15 protein-coding genes are annotated in these 18,486 nt (G+C 47.7%); 7 read left to right on the forward strand and 8 right to left on the reverse strand.

Going from position 1 to position 18,486, the window contains the following annotated elements; genetic code table 11:
• Nucleotides 1–87: 87 nt before the first annotated feature.
• From TBC1_RS01210 to TBC1_RS01250, 8 genes are all read right to left on the reverse strand, one after another.
• Entirely contained in the window at nucleotides 88–1,173 is a 1,086-nt protein-coding gene (locus TBC1_RS01210; RefSeq protein WP_062037344.1) for a chorismate mutase, read from the reverse strand.
• Nucleotides 1,174–1,381: 208 nt separating this feature from the next.
• The gene (locus tag TBC1_RS01220) at nucleotides 1,382–2,008 is read right to left on the reverse strand and encodes a porin family protein (protein ID WP_062037349.1); all 627 of its coding nucleotides are present in this window, start codon (nucleotides 2,006–2,008) and stop codon (nucleotides 1,382–1,384) included.
• 34 nt (nucleotides 2,009–2,042) lie between these two features.
• A complete protein-coding gene (locus TBC1_RS01225; RefSeq protein ID WP_062037351.1) occupies nucleotides 2,043–3,299 on the reverse strand; it encodes an ABC transporter permease in 1,257 nt (418 codons plus the stop codon).
• The gene (locus tag TBC1_RS01230) at nucleotides 3,296–4,525 is read right to left on the reverse strand and encodes an ABC transporter permease (protein ID WP_062037353.1); all 1,230 of its coding nucleotides are present in this window, start codon (nucleotides 4,523–4,525) and stop codon (nucleotides 3,296–3,298) included. Before TBC1_RS01230 ends, TBC1_RS01225 begins: the two co-directional genes overlap by 4 nt.
• A 28-nt stretch (nucleotides 4,526–4,553) precedes the next feature.
• Complete coding sequence (locus TBC1_RS01235; RefSeq protein WP_062037356.1) at nucleotides 4,554–5,588, reverse strand: HlyD family secretion protein; 1,035 nt, start codon at nucleotides 5,586–5,588, stop codon at nucleotides 4,554–4,556.
• Nucleotides 5,589–5,614: 26 nt separating this feature from the next.
• On the reverse strand, nucleotides 5,615–7,117 hold the full coding sequence (locus TBC1_RS01240) for a TolC family protein (RefSeq protein WP_062037358.1): 1,503 nt from the start codon (nucleotides 7,115–7,117) through the stop codon (nucleotides 5,615–5,617).
• 128 nt (nucleotides 7,118–7,245) lie between these two features.
• A complete protein-coding gene (locus TBC1_RS01245) occupies nucleotides 7,246–7,830 on the reverse strand; it encodes a TetR/AcrR family transcriptional regulator (protein WP_062037361.1) in 585 nt (194 codons plus the stop codon).
• A gap of 278 nt (nucleotides 7,831–8,108) precedes the next feature.
• A complete protein-coding gene (locus tag TBC1_RS01250) occupies nucleotides 8,109–9,560 on the reverse strand; it encodes a tetratricopeptide repeat protein (RefSeq protein ID WP_172668796.1) in 1,452 nt (483 codons plus the stop codon).
• Between the two features lie 310 nt (nucleotides 9,561–9,870).
• Between TBC1_RS01250 and asnS the strand changes: the two genes are divergently transcribed.
• The 7 genes from asnS (at nucleotide 9,871) to TBC1_RS01285 (ending at nucleotide 18,481) form a co-directional block, all read left to right on the forward strand.
• Nucleotides 9,871–11,268: an asparagine--tRNA ligase gene (gene asnS, locus TBC1_RS01255; protein WP_062042625.1), complete on the forward strand. Its 1,398-nt coding sequence runs from the start codon at nucleotides 9,871–9,873 to the stop codon at nucleotides 11,266–11,268.
• Nucleotides 11,269–11,434: 166 nt separating this feature from the next.
• Nucleotides 11,435–12,898 carry an RNA polymerase factor sigma-54 gene (gene rpoN, locus TBC1_RS01260; protein ID WP_062037367.1) on the forward strand — a complete coding sequence of 488 codons (1,464 nt, stop codon included), beginning with the start codon at nucleotides 11,435–11,437 and terminating at the stop codon, nucleotides 12,896–12,898.
• A gap of 45 nt (nucleotides 12,899–12,943) precedes the next feature.
• Nucleotides 12,944–13,714: a DUF169 domain-containing protein gene (locus tag TBC1_RS01265; RefSeq protein ID WP_062037370.1), complete on the forward strand. Its 771-nt coding sequence runs from the start codon at nucleotides 12,944–12,946 to the stop codon at nucleotides 13,712–13,714.
• Between the two features lie 104 nt (nucleotides 13,715–13,818).
• Nucleotides 13,819–15,969 (forward strand): S9 family peptidase, encoded by a 2,151-nt coding sequence (locus TBC1_RS01270; RefSeq protein ID WP_082189436.1) that lies wholly within the window; start codon nucleotides 13,819–13,821, stop codon nucleotides 15,967–15,969.
• A 49-nt stretch (nucleotides 15,970–16,018) separates the two neighbouring features.
• On the forward strand, nucleotides 16,019–16,774 hold the full coding sequence (locus TBC1_RS01275) for a hypothetical protein (RefSeq protein ID WP_062037373.1): 756 nt from the start codon (nucleotides 16,019–16,021) through the stop codon (nucleotides 16,772–16,774).
• A gap of 228 nt (nucleotides 16,775–17,002) precedes the next feature.
• Nucleotides 17,003–17,689 (forward strand): cytidylate kinase-like family protein, encoded by a 687-nt coding sequence (locus tag TBC1_RS01280; protein WP_062037376.1) that lies wholly within the window; start codon nucleotides 17,003–17,005, stop codon nucleotides 17,687–17,689.
• Nucleotides 17,690–17,719: 30 nt separating this feature from the next.
• Nucleotides 17,720–18,481: a SagB/ThcOx family dehydrogenase gene (locus TBC1_RS01285; RefSeq protein WP_062037379.1), complete on the forward strand. Its 762-nt coding sequence runs from the start codon at nucleotides 17,720–17,722 to the stop codon at nucleotides 18,479–18,481.
• The last annotated feature ends 5 nt before the right edge of the window (nucleotides 18,482–18,486 follow it).

The following is an 18,486-nucleotide window of genomic DNA, read 5'->3' on the forward strand; positions in this document are numbered from 1 at the left end:
GCGCGGCTAACCGGGGCTGTATGCGGAATTACGGGAGAATTACAGATTGCCGCCCGTAAACACAAGACCGGCTTACCTTCCTGAGTTTTACTGCTCCTCGCCCCGGCTCATTACATTGGTTTGTATCTGAATTGACTGCTCGTGCACCAGTTGAAGCAAAGCAGCCAGGAAACGGTTATCAAGCCCGGCTTTGTTTCCCTTTTTGATGCGGTCGGCAAACAGCTCTTTCCACCGCTGAAGCTGCAGGATGGTGATGTTGTGGGTATATTTATAACGGCCCATTTCTTCGGCGATGTTCATGCGTTTGGCCAGCAGACGGATCATTTCATAGTCGATCAGGTCAACCTCGTGGCGAAGTTCTTCCAGGGTACGTTCAAACTCCCGGCTACCCTTTTGTTCCCTTAGAATCAAATTGTTCAGGATTTCTCCAAGCGATTCAGGGGTAATCTGCTGCACCGAATCGGTCCAGGCCTTGTCGGGATCCGGATGGGTTTCCACCATAAGTCCGTCCATCTCCAGATCCATGGCCTGCTGTGAAACCTGCTGTATCAATGATCGGTTTCCGCTGATATGGCTGGGGTCGCACAGCACAGGGAGTCCGGGCATTTGCCGCATCAACTCAATGGGGATTTCCCACAGGGGGGCATTGCGGTATTGCGTTTTCTCGGACTGAAAAAAGCCCCGGTGAATGGCTGCAATGCGGGTGATGCCGTTTTTGTGCAGCCGTTCAATGGCTCCCATCCAGAGTTTCAGGTCAGGATTAACAGGGTTTTTAACCATCACCGGTATATCCACCCCGGCCAGGCTTTCGGCCAGCTCCTGCATAGAGAAAGGATTTACTACCGTGCGTGCCCCGATCCATAAAATATCAATTCCGTGGGCAAGCGCATCTTTTACATGATCGGGCCTGGCAACCTCAACCGTGGTAAGGAGTCCGGTTTCTTCTTTTACCCGGCTCATCCATGCAAGCCCGGCAGTACCGACACCTTCGAACAGTCCGGGCCTTGTTCTGGGTTTCCAGATTCCGGCACGGTATACCTTTACCCATGGCAGTTTTGCCAGGGCTTGGGCTGTTTCCAACACCTGTACCTCCGATTCTGCGCTGCAGGGGCCTGCAATAACCAGCGGGCGTTGACTGCCGGGGATCCATGATTGAAGGGGAGGAAAGTTCATCGGATAAGTTTTATGCAAAAATACCAATTCCGTATGAAACAGGCGGGTATCACGGGATGATAATTAAAAACCGGGAAGCATCCACGGAGGCTGCTTTCCCGGACGAAGAACTTAAAATTTGCCGGAACTATTTTCCATTGTGTTTACATGGCAATGGAAATCAGATTTGAGATCCGGCTGCTCTTAATGATATAATCTATGATTGGCGTCAGAAAAGAATACCGATGGTCAGGCTAAGCGCCTTGGTATGGTAATCTTCCGGCTGGTAACTAAGTTTGGCTAACCCCATATCGTAGCGGAGGTCGGCCTGTAAAGTCAGCCGGTTTACCGGGAATGTTACCCCCATCCCCAGGATTATCCCCAGATCAGGGTCTTTACCGACCTCATCATAATCGTCGTCTTTCCATTCGCTGCTGCCATCCGGTTTATTTTGCGATTTCAATAAAGCAGAAATATAAGGGCCGGCGTTAAAATAAACTTTGGCATTTTCAGTCATGGAAAGGTTGGTATTGAACCTTGCCAATACCGGAACCTGCAGGTAATGATAACGACTCTGGTAAGATGATTCAATAAATTCTGTTGTTTCATTGCTGCGGCCTTTGCAGATGTAGTTAAGTTCAGGTTGTATCGCAAATACTCCCTTTACCGGCGCAGTAATGAAGATTCCTCCGGTATAGGAAAAAAGCATCTCATCGTTATCATAAAGATCTCCGGTCTTTGCCAGCGTGCTGATGGCAAGCCCGTGGCGGGTGCCGAAAGAAACCTGTGCATTCACAGGAACAGTAAGAATGGTTGCCATTGTAATAATGGCCAATGTTAAGATTTTGGTTTTCATTGTTTTTGTTTTTGAAAGGTTTGGAATTTTTAATTTAAAGTGCCGTAACCAATGAATTATGTTGATGACCGGCATTAAGCACAAGTTTTTTAACCTTCGTGATTTGGGTCTTGTAAACCAGACAGGCCGTTACAAAATAAAAGGCGGTGAGTATCCACAGCATGGCGATTTCATGGCCGGTTTCGGAGATTCCTGCCCCGAGTGAGTTCATTTTTATGTAACCCAGCATAGCGTGTGATGATGGAAAGATGCTCCTGACGACCTGCCAGACAGGACTCATGTTCGACAATGGCCATATAATCCCGGAAAGGAACAACAGCGGAAACGACAAAAACAGATAGAGCAGCATGGGAGTCTCCCTGTTTTTGAAAAATACAGACAGGCTTAATCCGAAAAATATGGCTGACAGCAGGTAAGGCACCATCAATGCCACCAACTGACTGAAGCCTGCTTGATCGGGATAGCCAAACCAGGCAGGAATTGCGCCCAGCATGTAAAAGCACATAAGGGCATATATTAAAAAATAGGCTGCTGATTTCCCCAGCACCATTCTGAATGTTCCCATACGGCGCAAATCGCAGGGAATAAGTGTGCCCAGTTTATGACGTTCGCGCGCGGTGCCGGCCATAATGCCAATGGCGAGCACAAGGGTTTGCTGTATGATAAGCATGAGGGCGGCCGGTATTCCGTAAGAGGCGAATCCTCCGGCCGGATTGGCGATGGCGTTTCCGCTGATGACAAAGGGATTGCTGAAAACCTCAGCTTGTCTTTCCGAAAGTCCTGCATTCAACAACCTTTTCACTTGAATATCGTTGCCTTCCTCAATAGAAACCAGCCCGGCTCCCATCACCATGGCCTTGTAATACAGAAAAAATTCCATATCGGCATACAACGATACCACCGCCTGCCTGCCCAGGGCCAGATCGGATGAATAGGTTTCAGGAATCAGAATAATGCCTCTGTTTTCGCGCTTTCTGAACTTTCCGGCAGCCTCCTCCATCGAAATACATTCATACCTTATGTCCAAATCGGGTGTGGCATTGAGTTTTCTGATAAATGCCCTGCTGTCGGCAGTTCGCGACAGATCAACTACAGCCACCGGAAGATCACGAACCACTTCGGGATAATAAATCAGTGAATACAGAAACGGATACACCACCGGTACTATCAGCAGGAGAATGGTCACGCCCAGGTCGGAAAGCAGAATCAGCAGTTCGCGCTGAAAAATAAGCGCAGTATTGCTTACAGCACTTTTAAACCTTTTGAAAGTTTTTGAAATTATTTTCTTCATTGAATTAGCGATTTTTCAGAAACCGCCGCCTCAGCAGCATCTGTGATTTTAATTTGTTCAATAAAGTTCTGGTAGATGAGCGCCGATTTTAACCTGAAAATGATGGCAAACGGCAACAGCAGAAACGCCAGAAACTTAAGATAAGATGGGGCGGCATACACAAAATCAAATCCGGCAAGTATCTGACTCTGAAAAATATGCATGTAGTGCCTTACAGGAAATGCTTCTGCCCATAGCCTGAAAATTTCGGGCATATGTTCGATAGGGAAAGAAAAACCACAAAGTGTAAGTGCCAGAATTCCGTAAAAAGCTGCCAGATTAAGGGAGTGCCTCATCATGGGCAACAATCCGACGAAGAATACGGCTATCGCCTGATAAGCCAGCACGTATAGCAATGACAACAGTACCAGGTACACTACACCAGTGTTTACCGGAACCATCAGCACCTTGAAGAGCAGGAAGTTGGAAAACAAGGTCAGGATAACGAATATAACCGTATACGGCAACAGCTTGCCGGTAAGTGCAACTAAAACAGATTTGCCGGCCTTTCTGAGCCACTCACGCGAAGTACGTTCCTTTATTTCTATACCTATGCTGTATACGGTAATCATCAGAATAAAAACCTGCAGCATAATGGGTAGCATAATGCTGGTAACATACACCGGATAATTGGTTTCGGGATTAAAAAGCAAATGCGCATCAGGTTTAACGGGCTGAATTGCAGCATACACCGAAACCTCATTCTGCCCCATTGCCTCGCGTTTCTGTTTGTTCACACCTGCTGAAAGTGTATGCAATGTTATTGTTAAATCATTCTGTATCAGACCCCCTGCAATTAGCAATCCGTTCTGGTAATAAAATCTTACCACAGGTTGCGTACCATTCATGATATCAGCCTGCAGGTTGTGTGGCAATACCACATAGCCGTAGATGTTGCCTTTTCTGAGTTCTGACAGGGCTTCATGTTCGGTGGCAGGCGTCATCACCACGCTGCTTCCCGGTGTAGCATCTATGGTACGCCTGAATTTTGCCGATAAAGCAGTGTGATCGTAATCAACCACGGCAACGGGCAGTTTTACCGGCACTCCCTCTTTCATGAGCGACACAAAAAACAGCAGACTCAGCAATGGTAAAATCACCACCGAAAGGAAATACAACGGCCTGGATGTCATTCGGTTGATCTCTCTTCCCGTCACACCTATAAGAGCCTTGATGTAAGTATTCATAATCTGTATGAGATTTAGTTCCAGGCAGCTACCTGGCAGAAATGCCTTTGGCAAGGTTATTCTCAAGGCTGCCGTAATCAACAAGCACACTCATTCCCGGCAGCAGGCCTGAGCTTCCATCCACAGGGCGGGCATGAACTTCAAACGTTTTTACATCAAAACCTCCGTTGCTTTTGGTAGGTTTATATGTGGCATAACCCGCCATGGCTTTGATGTAGCTGACCTTTAATGTTATTTTCTTATTCCCGAGGGCAGGAACAACCGCTTCAAATTCCTTTCCTTTCTGCACAAGCTGCATTTTGTCTTCGCGTATGCTGAAGATGGCTTTAACATCCGACAGATCCACCAGACTCATTACGGGAGCACCGGATCCAACCAATTCGCCGGTTTGCGGAAAAATATCTGAAACTTCACCATTAACCGGTGACAACAACACCGTTTCGGAAAGGTAAGCCTGAACCTCCGACACAGCTCCCCTGGCACGGTCAACCAAAGCCAACGCAGCTTGTTTATCTTCTGCTTCGGCTCCATTCACAGCCATTTCGTATTGCGAACGTGCTGCTTTTGAAGTAGCTACTGCAGCATTGTAAGCGGCCTCTGCTTCGTCGCGCTTTTGAGCGGAAACTACTCCATCGTTGAACATATTCTGCACCCGGTCGAAGGTTTTTTTAGCAAATCCGACACCTACCTCAGCTTTTTGCCACATCTCAAAGGCGGCGGTTATCTGCTCCTGACGCGCCCCCTTGATTGCTTTTCTGTTTTGCGCTGCAGCTGCACTTTCGGCTGATGAAGCCTGCATGAGTTTTGCCTCAAGTTCAGGGCTTTCAAGAATAACAAGTGTATCCCCTGCTTCTACCTGAGCGCCTTCTTCAACCAATATCTTCTGTATCCTGGCAGGAACCTTCCCCGATATTCTGGTTTCAGTTGCTTCAATCTCGCCCTGTAACATTTCGGGCTGAGGTTTCAGAAATAACCAACCCGCAATACTCACTAAAATAATGATTGACAGGAAAGTAATAAATGCCCCCAACATTCCGGCATTGCGTTTATTCAGCGTTTTCATTCTGATTGTTTTTTGAGTTTTAGAGATTATTTGATTTTTTCAATTTCAAGATCGCCTGTGGCTTTGTACAACTCAATGGCAGCCTGGCGTTGGGCAAATATTGCCTGGTAATACTCAAGTGCCGATTGCTGATAACTTGTTTCTGCAGCCAGTCGTTCGGTAATGCTTATCTGGCCTTCATTGTAGGATTTTGATGCCATTTCCAGCGCTCTCTGTGCAACGGCTTTCTCTTTGCTTTTCAGAATTACCTGTGCATTGGCAGTTTCTAATGCCGAATTGCTTTTGGTAAGGTTGAGTTCAAGCAGTTCGCGGGCTTCTTCAAGGGCATTGGCGGCTTTTTTTACTTCAAGCCTGGCCAGCTTAACCTTTGAACTACCTCCGGATAAATCGAAAATGTCCCATTTAAAACCAACCCCTGCCATAAATGCCGGACCCAGGGTCATTGAGTTTATATCTGCACCAATATTCATGGGTGATTTGAAGCTGGCTTCCGCATTAAAAATATTATCGTAGCGGGCAGATGCAAACGCTTGAACCTTGGGCAGGTAATGCGACTTTTCGGCGCCGAGCATATATTTTTGCGCCTGCAATCCCGACTGGAGGGCCATCAATTCAGGACGGTTACTGATTGCGGATGCATTTACAGCCGGCAGCAAGGGTTGAAGCTCAGGAAACATATTGTAAAAACGACTGGCGGGCTGGCCTGTGAGTCTGGCAAGGTTTTGTGACAACAGCTGCTTTTTCCCTTCAAAATCGGCTTTCTTTGCATCAAGTGCAACTTCGGCAGCAGCAATCCGCAACGTATCGTATGCTGTGGCAAAACCATTTCGCAGGGCTGAGGTGGCAAAGCGCTTTTCGGCTTCAAGCCTGCGCGAAGATTCATCAATCAATAAACCCGACTGGCCAATCAGTGCCAGCTGATCGTACGAGGCTATCACTTCGGCTATCAGATCGGCTGTGCTTCTGCGCGAAAGTTGGTGCTGTGCCGCAGCTTTTTCGGTAAGTGCCTGTGAAATACGGGGAACTTTACCTCCGCTGAATAACAACACACTGGCAGTAACATCCACTCCCAAATAATTACCTGAAAAATCGCCATCCATTTCTTTGCTGAAGGTCGGTAATGCCATGCCCTGTGAGGCAAGCAACTGCTCCAGTTGCATCAATTCACCGGTTAAACCAGCTAAACCCGGAAACATTTGTGGAAATGCGGGGCTCTGCATAAACTGGCTGATTTTCCCGAAGCTTTCAAAACCTGTAATGTTACCCAGTTCAGTATTAAGCGGCGATTTGGCAAAAACATATTTACCGCTGGCTTCAAGTTTTGGGTAATACGAAGACCTTACGGCTTTACGCTGCTGCAGGGTAATTTCCCTGTCAATCTGAGTAGCGGCAAGTTTGCGGTCTTTTTCAACGGAAAGCCTGATGAGTTCGGTAAGTTCCGGCGATAACCCGCTGATTTGTGCCTTCATTATCAACGGAAGGCAGAACAGCAAGGCAAGCAGGCTTATTTGCACAACATTTTTTTTCATAATCCGGTTTTGATATTTAATTCATAAGGTTTTTGATCGGTTTTCATTAACAGGAAAACTTCCTAAGATTTCGACAATAGTAACATTAGACTAAAATAGTATTATGGTCGAAAGTAATTTAAAAAAAATCACCGGCGAACCAGTCCGTAAAAAAGAATATTGATGAGGTCGTCGAGCCGTTTTTCCATATCGAAATCTGCGTTGTTTTGCCAGAACATCGGAATTTCGAGTCCTTTCATGGCAGTAACAATGGCTATGGCAGCCAGGCGGGTGTTGTCGATATTGAATTCCATTTTTTCGGCACCTTCCTTCAGGATGGCTTCTACCATTGAAATTTCCTCATCGTCATATTTTTTACGGATGTTTTCAACAAAATCAAGGTGACTCAGGTACTCACTCCGGATCGCATCGTAATAGTTGGCCAGCTTTTTAAGCGTATTCATCCGCACAAGCACATAAACCTTGAGTTTCTCCCTGGGGTCGCCGATGGGTTTGATTGCTTCCTGTAATTCCCGCTTGAGCATGGAGGCCTCCTTTTCAACCACAGCCTGAAAGATATCCTCCTTGCTTTCAAAATAATAATAAATAGAACTCTTCCCTTTGCGTGATGCAAGGGCAATTTCATCCATTGTGGTCTTTTTAAAACCAAAACGGCTGAAAATCTGTCTTGCAACTGTTACGATTGAGCTCTTAACTTCTTCTTTATCGAGCATGATCCGGAAATTTTCCTGGTTCTGTTTGCGGCTGCAAAATTACACCGGTCATTTCCGAAAAGCAAGAAAAAGATCGAATAATTTAGTCGAATGGTCGAAAAATAATACTCCATTGCAATTGCAAATTGCTTAAATATTTGAAAAATAGCGTATTATTACAGTGGTAACAGGAAAGAAATTTTCGACTGAAACAGACTACCTGCCGGTAAACTGCTTATTTGTTTTACCCTGATGCTGAAATTTCAGGTCAGACGGACAATTTACCTGATCTGAACTGATTACCCGGAGTTTCCGTTGATGTTTTTCTTTCTCTTCCGCAGTAACAGGAGGAGTATCGCAATTATTGCCAATGACAATATCAGGGAAGCTGACAATGCGATGACAGTATTTCTTCGATGTGCAACTTTAGATCGCTGATTTTCTGCACTTAGTTTTTGACGTGCTGCCAAAAGCATTTCCTTCTCCGACAGCATGGCCTCGTACCTGGCTTGAAGTAATGCAAGTTTTACGGCTCTGTTTTCTGCCTGTATCGTGTCTTCCAAAGCCTGCAGTTCCCTGTTAAATGCATTGGCTGACCTGTTGTTTCCCCTCCGGTTATGAAGGTCGCGCAGTGCAGCATAAAACTTCAGTCTCCCGTTCCGGTCACCGGAGGCAATGGCATTATTCAGGCTTTCTATAAGGTTTTCAAGAGCATAATCTCTCACGGTTTTTACAGGGGCAATGGCTTTCAGATTGGAAAGGGCAAGTTCCTCATTTTCGGTATCTCCTGATAGGCGGCTGATATTCAGTGTTTGTCTGAAATATTGTCCGGCTGTGGCCGTATCGCCTTCCGCTTTGGCAATCATTCCGAGTTGAGTGTAGATCTGCAGCAGTTCATTTTCACCGGCTCCGGTATTACTAATCAGCACAAGGGCCTCTTCGAAACTTGCGCGGGCAGAGTCGGTTTTCCCTTCTTCGAGGTAAGCAGTGCCAATGGCTTTTAGAATGGGGTAGGCACGCCTTTTATTGCCTGTTTTCATCTGTAAGGCCAGGGCATCTTTGAGGTAATCGCGCGAAACTTCAAAGCGCTTCATTTTCAGATTGATTTCCCCGAGGTTGGTAAGGGCATAAACCCTGACCCGGTCATTTTTAGTCAGACCGGCAATTTTGGCTGCCTGCCGGTAATAGTTCTCCGCATCAGGCATGTTGCCTGTATTATAATGGGCATCCCCGGCATTTACCAGGTTGCCGGCCATACCGGCACTGTCACCCAGTTGTTGCCTGATCTCCAGCGAAGCCGAAAAATGCTCCAGCGCCATAACCTGGTTCCCGGGCATCATTGCCTGTCCCAGAATGGTATGTGCCATGGCTGCACCGGCGGGCTCACCCCCTTTCAGGAACCAAGGGATTGACTTCTCCAGGTTTTCAGTAAAACCCTCAGTATTATCAAGTGATTTTTCTACCAGCGAAAGATTGAAATAGCCGGCAGCGACATATTTATAGATCCCGGATCTGTTTGCCAGGATGATCATTGAGTCAGCAATCGTCCGGGCTGCTCCGGACTGCTTTGAATTGAAAAGGGAGTCAAATGCTTTCTCAAGCCTGACCAGTTCAAGCGTGTCTGCTTTTCTGCCGGGATGGTTCTCCTGTGCTGAAAGTTGGCCGGATATCAACAGAAGAGAAATGACCGCTGAACAAAGCAGCATTGCATTAAAGTCTTTACGGAAGGCCTTCCCCAGTATTAAACCCATCGGTAACGCATGTGGAATTAACCGCATAAAGATAGCGCCATCGCAGGAATCCGCCAAACAGATGTCAGCAATTTGTTTGTTGTGCAGGATTTTTCCTTTTGCCTTGTCTTCATTTCGCATGCAGAAATCCGGTAGCCTCATATCAATGAAATACAATAGCAAATCAGGGATAATAAGACGCTTAACATCTCACCAGGTATTCCGTAATCTGTGATTGGATAGGTGTTTTTTCATAACTTTGCCGCTGCTTTTCCCGGGGTGGAAAATCTTTTTTGCTGACAATTAAATACTTCTGAATCGGATGGAATCAATTAAAAGAACGAGGATTGCCGATATATTACACAACTGGCAATCAATAGGTATCGGAAATACTGTTAACCTCAAAGGCTGGGTACGTACCAAGCGCGGAAATAAGAATGTGGCTTTTATCGCGCTGAACGATGGTTCCATAATTCACAGTATTCAGATAGTTGTAGAATTGGCCGGATTTGATGAGGGTTCCATGAAGCTGATTACCACGGGATCATGTATTTCTGTGAACGGCACACTGGTAGAATCGCCCGGTCAGGGTCAGGCTGTCGAAATACAGGCTAAAGAAATAGAGGTTTATGGAACCGCTGATCCGGAAACCTATCCGCTACAGAAGAAGGGGCACACGCTGGAATTTCTGCGCGAAATCGCCCACCTGCGCCCCCGTACCAACACCTTCGGGGCCGTGCTGCGTATGCGGCATGCCATGGCTTATGCCATCCACAAATATTTCAACGACAATGGATTTTATTACCTGCATACCCCCATCATCACCGGATCGGATGCCGAGGGGGCAGGCGCCATGTTCAGGGTAACCACGCTCGACGCGAAGAACCCGCCGCTCACCGGAACCGGTGAAGTGGACTACAGCCTGGACTTTTTCGGGAAAGCCACAAACCTTACCGTTTCAGGTCAACTCGAAGGAGAACTGGGTGCACTGGCCTTGTCGAACATCTATACATTCGGACCGACTTTCAGGGCTGAAAATTCAAACACGCCCCGTCATCTGGCCGAATTCTGGATGATAGAGCCCGAGATGGCATTCTATGACATCAATGACAACATGGATCTGGCCGAGGATTTTTTGAAGTACCTGGTTCGTTATGCCCTGGAGCACTGTATGGATGACCTTGAATTCCTCAACAAGATGTATGATAATGAGCTGATCGACCGGCTTAAGTTTGTTGTGGAAAACGATTTTCAGCGCCTCACCTATACCGAAGCCATTGACATCCTGAAAGCCTCGGGTCAGAAGTTTGAGTTCCCGGTTGACTGGGGCACCGACCTGCAGAGCGAACATGAGCGTTACCTGGTAGAGAAACATTTTCAGCGTCCGGTTATCCTGACGGACTATCCCAGCCACATCAAGGCATTCTACATGAAGCAGAACGACGACGGTAAAACGGTCAGGGCCATGGATGTGCTGTTTCCGCGCATCGGCGAGATCATTGGCGGTTCACAACGCGAAGAAGTACTCGAAAAACTGATTCAGCGCTGTCGCGAAATGCATATCCCTGAGAAAGATATCTGGTGGTACCTCGATACCCGCCGCTTTGGCACCGCTCCGCATGCCGGGTTCGGGCTGGGTTTTGAGCGCATGATGCTCTTTGTAACCGGGATGGCCAACATCCGCGATGTGATCCCGTTCCCGCGCACACCGCAAAATGCCGAGTTCTGATAAAGTTGTGATGGTGCAGGATTTCCCGTGGAAAGCGGATTCAGGCGATTGTCAGCACAAGGTTCGACACCGGGAAATTCAATAAAAAGGAACCTGAAACGTTATTGATTTAAGGGATTATTTCGTAACTTTCCCTTAAATTCGCCGGATAAAAACAGGAATTTGCATGTTAACCCAGAAACTTCAGCAGAAACTTCTACAGAAACTGTCGCCGCAGCAGATTCTGCTTATGAAACTGTTGCAGATTCCATCCATTGCCCTGGAACAGCGGATCAAGCAGGAGATTGAGGAGAATCCGGCCCTTGAAGATGCGGCCGACCCCGAGATGAGTACCGATGCCGAGGAGCCTTTACCCGACACGGAACCGGATCCGGTGGAAGAACTGGAACGTGAACGCGAGGATTTCGACATTACGGATTATCTTGACGATGATGATATCCCTGCCTACCGACTGAATTCGGGCAATACCAGCGCCGACGATGAACACCGGGAAGTTCCCTATGCTTCAGGAATCAGCTTTCACGAGATGCTTATCTCCCAGCTAGGCCTGCGCCATCTCGATGAAAGACAGGTGGCCATCGCTACTTATATCATCGGAAACCTGGATGATTCCGGTTACCTCAACCGGAACCTGAGCGCCATGGTTGACGACCTGGCCTTTACGCAGAATATTTCCACCAGTGTGGAGGAACTGAATGAGCTGCTGAAAGTGGTTCAGGAGTTTGACCCGCCCGGAATCGGAGCCCGCGACCTGCGTGAATGCCTGCTGATTCAGCTTCGCCGGCAGGATTACACCCCCGCGGTTGAACTGGCCACACACCTTGTTGAAAGGTATTTTGACGAGCTGACCAAGAAGCACTACGATAAAATTACCCGTAAAGCAAGGGTTACCGAAGAAGAGTTGCGCGATGCGGTGAATGAAATCCTGAAACTGAACCCCAAACCGGGGAATTCAATGGGGGAGACCTCCAGGACAAATCATTACATCATGCCCGATTTCTTTGTGTATAACAAAGATGGTGATCTTGAACTTCAGGTCAACTCCAGGAATATGCCCGAACTGAGGCTCAGCCGTACCTATGTGGATATGCTTGAAACCTACGCCGAAAGCAAGTCGAAAAGCAACAGCCAGAAAGAGGCGGTGATGTTTATAAAGCAGAAAATAGATTCTGCCAGGTGGTTTATCGATGCCATCAAACAGCGGCAGAATACCCTTTATGTGACCATGACGGCCATCATGGAATATCAGCGGGATTATTTCCTTACCGGTGATGAAACCAAGCTGCGGCCGATGATCCTCAAGGATATTGCCGAGTTGGTGGGACTTGATATTTCCACCGTTTCGAGGGTCGCCAATTCTAAATATGTTCAGACTCCATTCGGGACTTTTTTGCTGAAAACCTTCTTTTCCGAATCCATGCAAACCGATTCGGGCGAGGAAGTATCTACCCGTGAGATCAAGAAAATTCTTTCCGATTGCATTGAGGCGGAGGAGAAGGGCAAACCGCTGACCGATGAACAGCTTACCGACATTCTGAAAGAAAAAGGCTATAACATTGCCCGCCGCACCGTTGCCAAGTACCGCGAGCAACTCAACATACCAGTGGCACGGCTCAGAAAGGAGCTGTAATCGCTCAGGAGAAATTCTTTTATTCATTTTGATAATTACTGCCTTATGGATCTGGCCCTCAGAGACCGTTTTACAGAATTGTGGAAGAATTATTTCGGAGAAACAGCCCTTCCCATCGTTTTTTTTTATACTGACGCTGAGACCTCGGCCAGGATGGTACCCAAAACTGAAAAACGGAGTTGTTTTATCGGCGCCCTATCGCAGGTACGCCGCGGCAAATCGCTGGCATTTAGCGCTGAATCCATTGGATGTGCCGGAGGAAAACGCTATCTGGGCTTTGGCAATAAACTCCGCCCCGGTTTTGAGTACTTTCTTTCGTGCGGCAATCAGGAGATTGAAGGAGAACGTTACCTGCGCACACCCGCCCAGGTTGAAAAGTTTTTGAAGGATGCTCCCTGGAAACCGGCGCCGGCTTCGCAAATTGTTTTCCGTCGCTGGGATATGCTCGAAGTTAAGGATGAGCCGGAAGTGGTAATCTTTTTTGCAACGCCGGACGTGCTCTCAGGCCTCTTTACACTGGCCGGATTCGACAGGGATGACATACAGGGGACCATTGCCCCGTTTGGCTCCGGATGTGCTTCCGTAATTCAATATCCGCTGGCTGAAGCCCTTCATGAAAAGCCAAGGGCCGTGCTCGGTATGTTTGATGTTTCAGCCAGGCCTTATGTGAAACCCAACGAACTGACCTTTGCCCTTCCCATGACTCGTTTTACCGAAATCATTCATTATATGGATGAAACCTTCCTCACCACCCACGCCTGGGAGAAGGTCAGAGACAGGATAAGCCGGAGTACAGGTCAGGAATCAGCGGGCTAATTGGCATATAGTAATGATGGCGTTGCCTGCTTCTGTCAAGGGTTTTGCAGGAATGCCGGTTTATTCTGGTTTTCTTGTTATTTTTACATCAAAATATTGCAGCCATGTTTCGTAAAAAATCAGCAACCGGCGCCCTGACAGCCCTTCTGGCCCTGACAGCCTGTAATCCGACATCAGAAAAATCATTGAAAATAAATATGCAAAGCGATTTTCCCTCGCCCCCGGTTGCGGCAATCAAACCGGTTACATTCAACGAGTCCGGCGGTGAGCGGACCGACAATTACTACTGGCTTAAAGAAAAGGAAAACCCCGAAGTGATCGCTTATCTCGAAGCTGAAAACGTATACTGCGATACGGTGATGAAATCAACATTGCCGTTGCAGGAGAAACTATTTGCCGAGATGAAAGGCCGTATCAAAGAGACCGATGAAACGGTTCCGCAGCTCGATAACGGTTACTATTACTATTCCCGCACCGAAGAGGGTAAGCAATACCGCATATACTGCAGGAAAAAGGGTGATCTGTCTGCGGCTGAAGAGGTGGTTTTTGATGTCAATGCCATGGCGGAAGGGAAACCAGCTTTTATTTTTGCAGGATTCGACATCAGCACCGATAACAGACTGGCCGCCTATCTTTCTAACGAAACCGGTTCATTTGCCGATTTCACACTTAGGGTCAAAAACCTGGAAACCGGAATGGATCTGCCACTGAACATCGGCAAGGTTCAGGGCTTTGCCTGGGCCAACGACAGCAAAACCCTGTTTTATACCCTGGGCAATGAGGCGCTCAGGGCCTGGAGGGTTTACCGGATGGTGCTGGGCAGCGATCAACCGGCCGAACTGGTATTTGAGGAACCCGACGAGCAGTTTATCGTGGATGTCAGTAAAACCAAAACCAACGACTACCTTTTGATCACCACCGCCAGCAGCACCACCTCGGAGGTGCATTATCTGCCTGCTGCGGAGCCTGCCGGAAAGTTCAGGGTTTTTGTTCCCCGGGTGAAAGATGTTGAATACCATGTATATCACCATAAGGAAAAGTTTTTTATCAGGTACAAGAACAAAGACAACCTGAATTTCATGGTATATGAAGCCCCAGTTACGGGATTTGAAAACCGGAACAACTGGAAAATATTCCGTGCCCATGATAAAGATACCCGCATCGGCAGCCTGGAAGTTTTTAAGGATTATCTGGCGATGCAGGTACGCAGGAACGGTTTGAACGAGATCCTGGTGTATGGACTCAGGGATAAAAGCGAAAATACCATACGCTTTCCCGAGCCGGTTTATACAGCCTATCTCAGCGGTACGCCTGAGTATGATGCACCTGCATTAAGATACAGCTACAGCTCATTGAACCGCCCGACCAGTGTTTATGATTATGATTTCGCCTCTACCCAAAGCAAGCTGCTGAAGCAGCAGGAGATTCCTTCGGGATTTAACCCGGATGATTATACCGTAGAGCGCATCTGGGCAACGGCGGCCGACGGGGCAAGGGTTCCGATGTCGGTTGTATATAGGAAAACCCTGAAAAAAGACGTCAGCAATCCTGCGTTGCTTTACTCTTATGGTTCTTACGGAGCCAGTTCCGATGCCTATTTCAGCTCAGGATTTTACAGCCTGATCGACAGGGGCTATGTATTTGCGATTGCCCAGATACGCGGTGGCAGCGATATGGGTGAGCAGTGGTATGAGGATGGAAAGTTGCTGAAGAAGAAGAATACTTTTACCGACTTTATCTCCTGCGCTGAGAAACTCATTGAGGATAGATACACCTCATCCGCGAAGCTGGCCATTATGGGCGGCAGCGCCGGCGGACTGCTGGTGGGCGCGGTAACCAATATGCGTCCCGATCTGTTCAACACCGTGGTGGCCCAGGTGCCTTTCGTGGATGTGGTAACCACCATGTTCGACACCAGTCTGCCACTGACTACACAGGAATATGAAGAATGGGGCAATCCCAACGAAGAGGAATACTATCGCTATATGCTATCCTATTCTCCTTATGACAACATTACGTCACAAAATTATCCCAATATGCTGATTACCGCCGGGTTGAATGATTCTCAGGTTTTGTATCACGAGCCGGCCAAGTATGCCGCCAGACTGCGGGCGATGAAAACCGGCAACAACCTGCTGCTGTTGAAAACCAATATGGAATCAGGCCATGGAGGGGCTACCGGCCGCTTTGATGCATTGAAAGAAACGGCCTTTGAAATGGCCTTTATCCTCGACAGGGTTGGTATAAGGGAATAGCTGTTTTTGCTGATAAAATAATGTTGAACGCTTATTAATCCGGAAATCCATGTCAGATGAGAAAATCTTTGACCGGCTTGACCGGCTGATGAACGAACGGAATTTTATTTCGGGCATCCACAATTACTGTGACCGTTGGTGCGAGCGCTGCCTGTTTACATCAAAATGCAGTGTGTATGCCATGGAGGAGGAAGAGCAGCGGGAGGCTGAACGGTCAGGCAAAGCTGAAACTGATCCATTTGCCTATGTACACCAGGTTTTTCAGGAAGTTTCGGAGAAACTGCGGCAATGGGCGGATGAACAGGGCATTGATCTGAACGCTGAACCCGATGAGGATATGAAAATCGCGGAGGTTAAGCGCAAATCCGGGGTATCGGATTTTGTATCCATCGAATCTGAGGCTTATGGTAAGTGGCTGATGAACTGGCTGAAAGAAAACCACATAGAAACGGAGACAATCAAGAAGGAACTTGGAAATACTGATACGCATGCCCTGGCTGCTTTTACCGATGCCCTTGAAGTACTGGGCTGGTATATGTTTTTCCCTGCTGCCAAATTCCGCAGGGCATCCTCCGATCCGTTTGAAGATAGCGACGCCGGACACGCCGACAGGAATGGATCGGCCAAGGTGGCGATCATTGCCGTTGAAAGGACTATGGCCGCCCTGGCTGTCTTGTTAAGGTATATGCCCTCCCATGAAGATGAAATGTTAGATGCCCTGATCAGGCTTGACCGCATCAGAAATCAGGCTTTGCTCGACTATCCTGAAGCCATGGCTTTTAAAAGACCCGGGCTGGATGATTGATTCATGATTCAGCAAAGGCCATAAAAGGCAATCATCTGCAATTCCGTTCACGATTACTGCGCTTGTTTCCCGGCAGCCCTGAGGTTTAAAACAATCAGAACCTGAACTGTCCGGTGATAATTTGAATATCCGTATTACTTTTTTTGAACATATATACTTTTTTTTGTGCGGGCTGTTTGTATTCTTACAGTTTTTTTGTATATTTAAAGCAACTAAAATAATGTTGTTATGGATAACATATTATTGAGAATTCTGCTTGACAGCTTTGAGCGTCAGCAGAAGCCGGAAACGGGAGCATCACCTGGTGGGCCGTTTATTACCATTTCAAGGGAATATGGCTGTCAGGCGAATGTTTTGGCTGAATCTCTCAGCAGGGCGATCGCAGCCAAAGGGTCGCACTGGAGAATTATGAATAAGGAGATTATTCTTGAAGCCGCCCGCGAACTGAATCTTGATCCTGATAAGATCAAAGCCATTGAGGGTTCAATGGAAAGAGGTGCAATGGATGAAATACTGAGCTCATTAACTACCAAATACTATAAAAGTGACCGGAAGGTGCGGCAGACCATTGCCAATGTTGTGATGTCGGCTGCACATACAGGCAATGTGATCATTGTGGGACGGGGAGGTGCCGCTGTGACCATGGGATGGCCCAATGCACTGCACATCAAACTTACAGCACCGGTGCAGTGGAGGCTTGATACGCTGATTGCCCGGCATAACCTGAAACGGGAGGAAACGGTAAAGCAAATGGCGTCAATTGATCACAAACGATTCAAGATGCAGCGCGATTACCTGAAGGGGGGCATTGACATCAATGATTTGTATGACCTGGTGATCAACTGCAGCAAAGTTACACATCCCGAAATTGTGGGAATTGTGATTTCTATGCTGGAAAGCCGCAAAATGATCTGATGCTGCCCCCAAAACTCCGATCAATAAGCAATGAAGAACGACAATGACTTACCGGCTGCAGCCGGCAGTAGTTTCATTGAACAGACGAAATACCACAACCTGCTGATTTCTGATCAGCTACGGGGCTACCCTGCACCACCTCTGCAGCCGGCTTATGATCCGGCGCTTGTGCGTTACCATTTGCCCGATCCGCTCACGTTGGCTGCCGGATATAAAGCCGATGTGCACCAGGTAATCACGGAACGCAGCAGCATACGGAGTTACCGTGATAAACCCGTTACCAGAGAAATGCTTTCACTTATGCTCTGGGAAACCCAGGGGGTGAAGAAAAATGTGCGCAACATCCACACCCTGCGCACGGTTCCTTCGGCCGGCGCACGCCATGCCCTGGAAACCTGGCTGCTGATCAACCGGGTGGAAGGCATCACGCCCGGTTTATACCGTTACCTCCCGCTTATCCACAGCCTTTTGCAGGTAAGTGTGGCAGATGACATTGCCGGCAAATTTACCAAAGCCTGCCTCGACCAGCAGATGGTTAAAAAGAGTGCAGTGACATTTTTCTGGACCGCCGAAATTTACCGTATGAAGTGGCGTTACAGCGAACGGGCTTACCGGTATATCTTTCTGGATGCCGGACATGTGTGCCAGAACCTGTACCTCAGCGCCCACTCCATGGGTTGCGGGGTTTGCGCCATAGCTGCCTTTGACGATGATTTGCTGAACGCCGCCCTGGGCATTGACGGAATATCGCAGTTTGCCATTTATGCGGCAAGCTGTGGTTTGCGGGTTTAAGGCCG

Source organism: Lentimicrobium saccharophilum (assembly GCF_001192835.1).
GTDB lineage: Bacteria > Bacteroidota > Bacteroidia > Bacteroidales > Lentimicrobiaceae > Lentimicrobium > Lentimicrobium saccharophilum.

Excerpts from the sequence above, each read along its gene's own strand:
- TBC1_RS01265 (WP_062037370.1), top strand. The coding sequence starts at position 12,944 with ATGGATCTGGCCCTCAGAGACCGTTTTACAGAATTGTGGAAGAATTAT.
- TBC1_RS01240 (WP_062037358.1), bottom strand. The coding sequence starts at position 7,117 with ATGAAAAAAAATGTTGTGCAAATAAGCCTGCTTGCCTTGCTGTTCTGC.
- TBC1_RS01280 (WP_062037376.1), top strand. The coding sequence starts at position 17,003 with ATGGATAACATATTATTGAGAATTCTGCTTGACAGCTTTGAGCGTCAG.
- TBC1_RS01210 (WP_062037344.1), bottom strand. The coding sequence starts at position 1,173 with ATGAACTTTCCTCCCCTTCAATCATGGATCCCCGGCAGTCAACGCCCG.
- TBC1_RS01275 (WP_062037373.1), top strand. The coding sequence starts at position 16,019 with ATGTCAGATGAGAAAATCTTTGACCGGCTTGACCGGCTGATGAACGAA.
- TBC1_RS01220 (WP_062037349.1), bottom strand. The coding sequence starts at position 2,008 with ATGAAAACCAAAATCTTAACATTGGCCATTATTACAATGGCAACCATT.
- TBC1_RS01285 (WP_062037379.1), top strand. The coding sequence starts at position 17,720 with ATGAAGAACGACAATGACTTACCGGCTGCAGCCGGCAGTAGTTTCATT.
- TBC1_RS01225 (WP_062037351.1), bottom strand. The coding sequence starts at position 3,299 with ATGAAGAAAATAATTTCAAAAACTTTCAAAAGGTTTAAAAGTGCTGTA.
- TBC1_RS01250 (WP_172668796.1), bottom strand. The coding sequence starts at position 9,560 with ATGGGTTTAATACTGGGGAAGGCCTTCCGTAAAGACTTTAATGCAATG.
- TBC1_RS01230 (WP_062037353.1), bottom strand. The coding sequence starts at position 4,525 with ATGAATACTTACATCAAGGCTCTTATAGGTGTGACGGGAAGAGAGATC.
- TBC1_RS01245 (WP_062037361.1), bottom strand. The coding sequence starts at position 7,830 with ATGCTCGATAAAGAAGAAGTTAAGAGCTCAATCGTAACAGTTGCAAGA.
- TBC1_RS01270 (WP_082189436.1), top strand. The coding sequence starts at position 13,819 with ATGTTTCGTAAAAAATCAGCAACCGGCGCCCTGACAGCCCTTCTGGCC.
- TBC1_RS01235 (WP_062037356.1), bottom strand. The coding sequence starts at position 5,588 with ATGAAAACGCTGAATAAACGCAATGCCGGAATGTTGGGGGCATTTATT.
- rpoN (WP_062037367.1), top strand. The coding sequence starts at position 11,435 with ATGTTAACCCAGAAACTTCAGCAGAAACTTCTACAGAAACTGTCGCCG.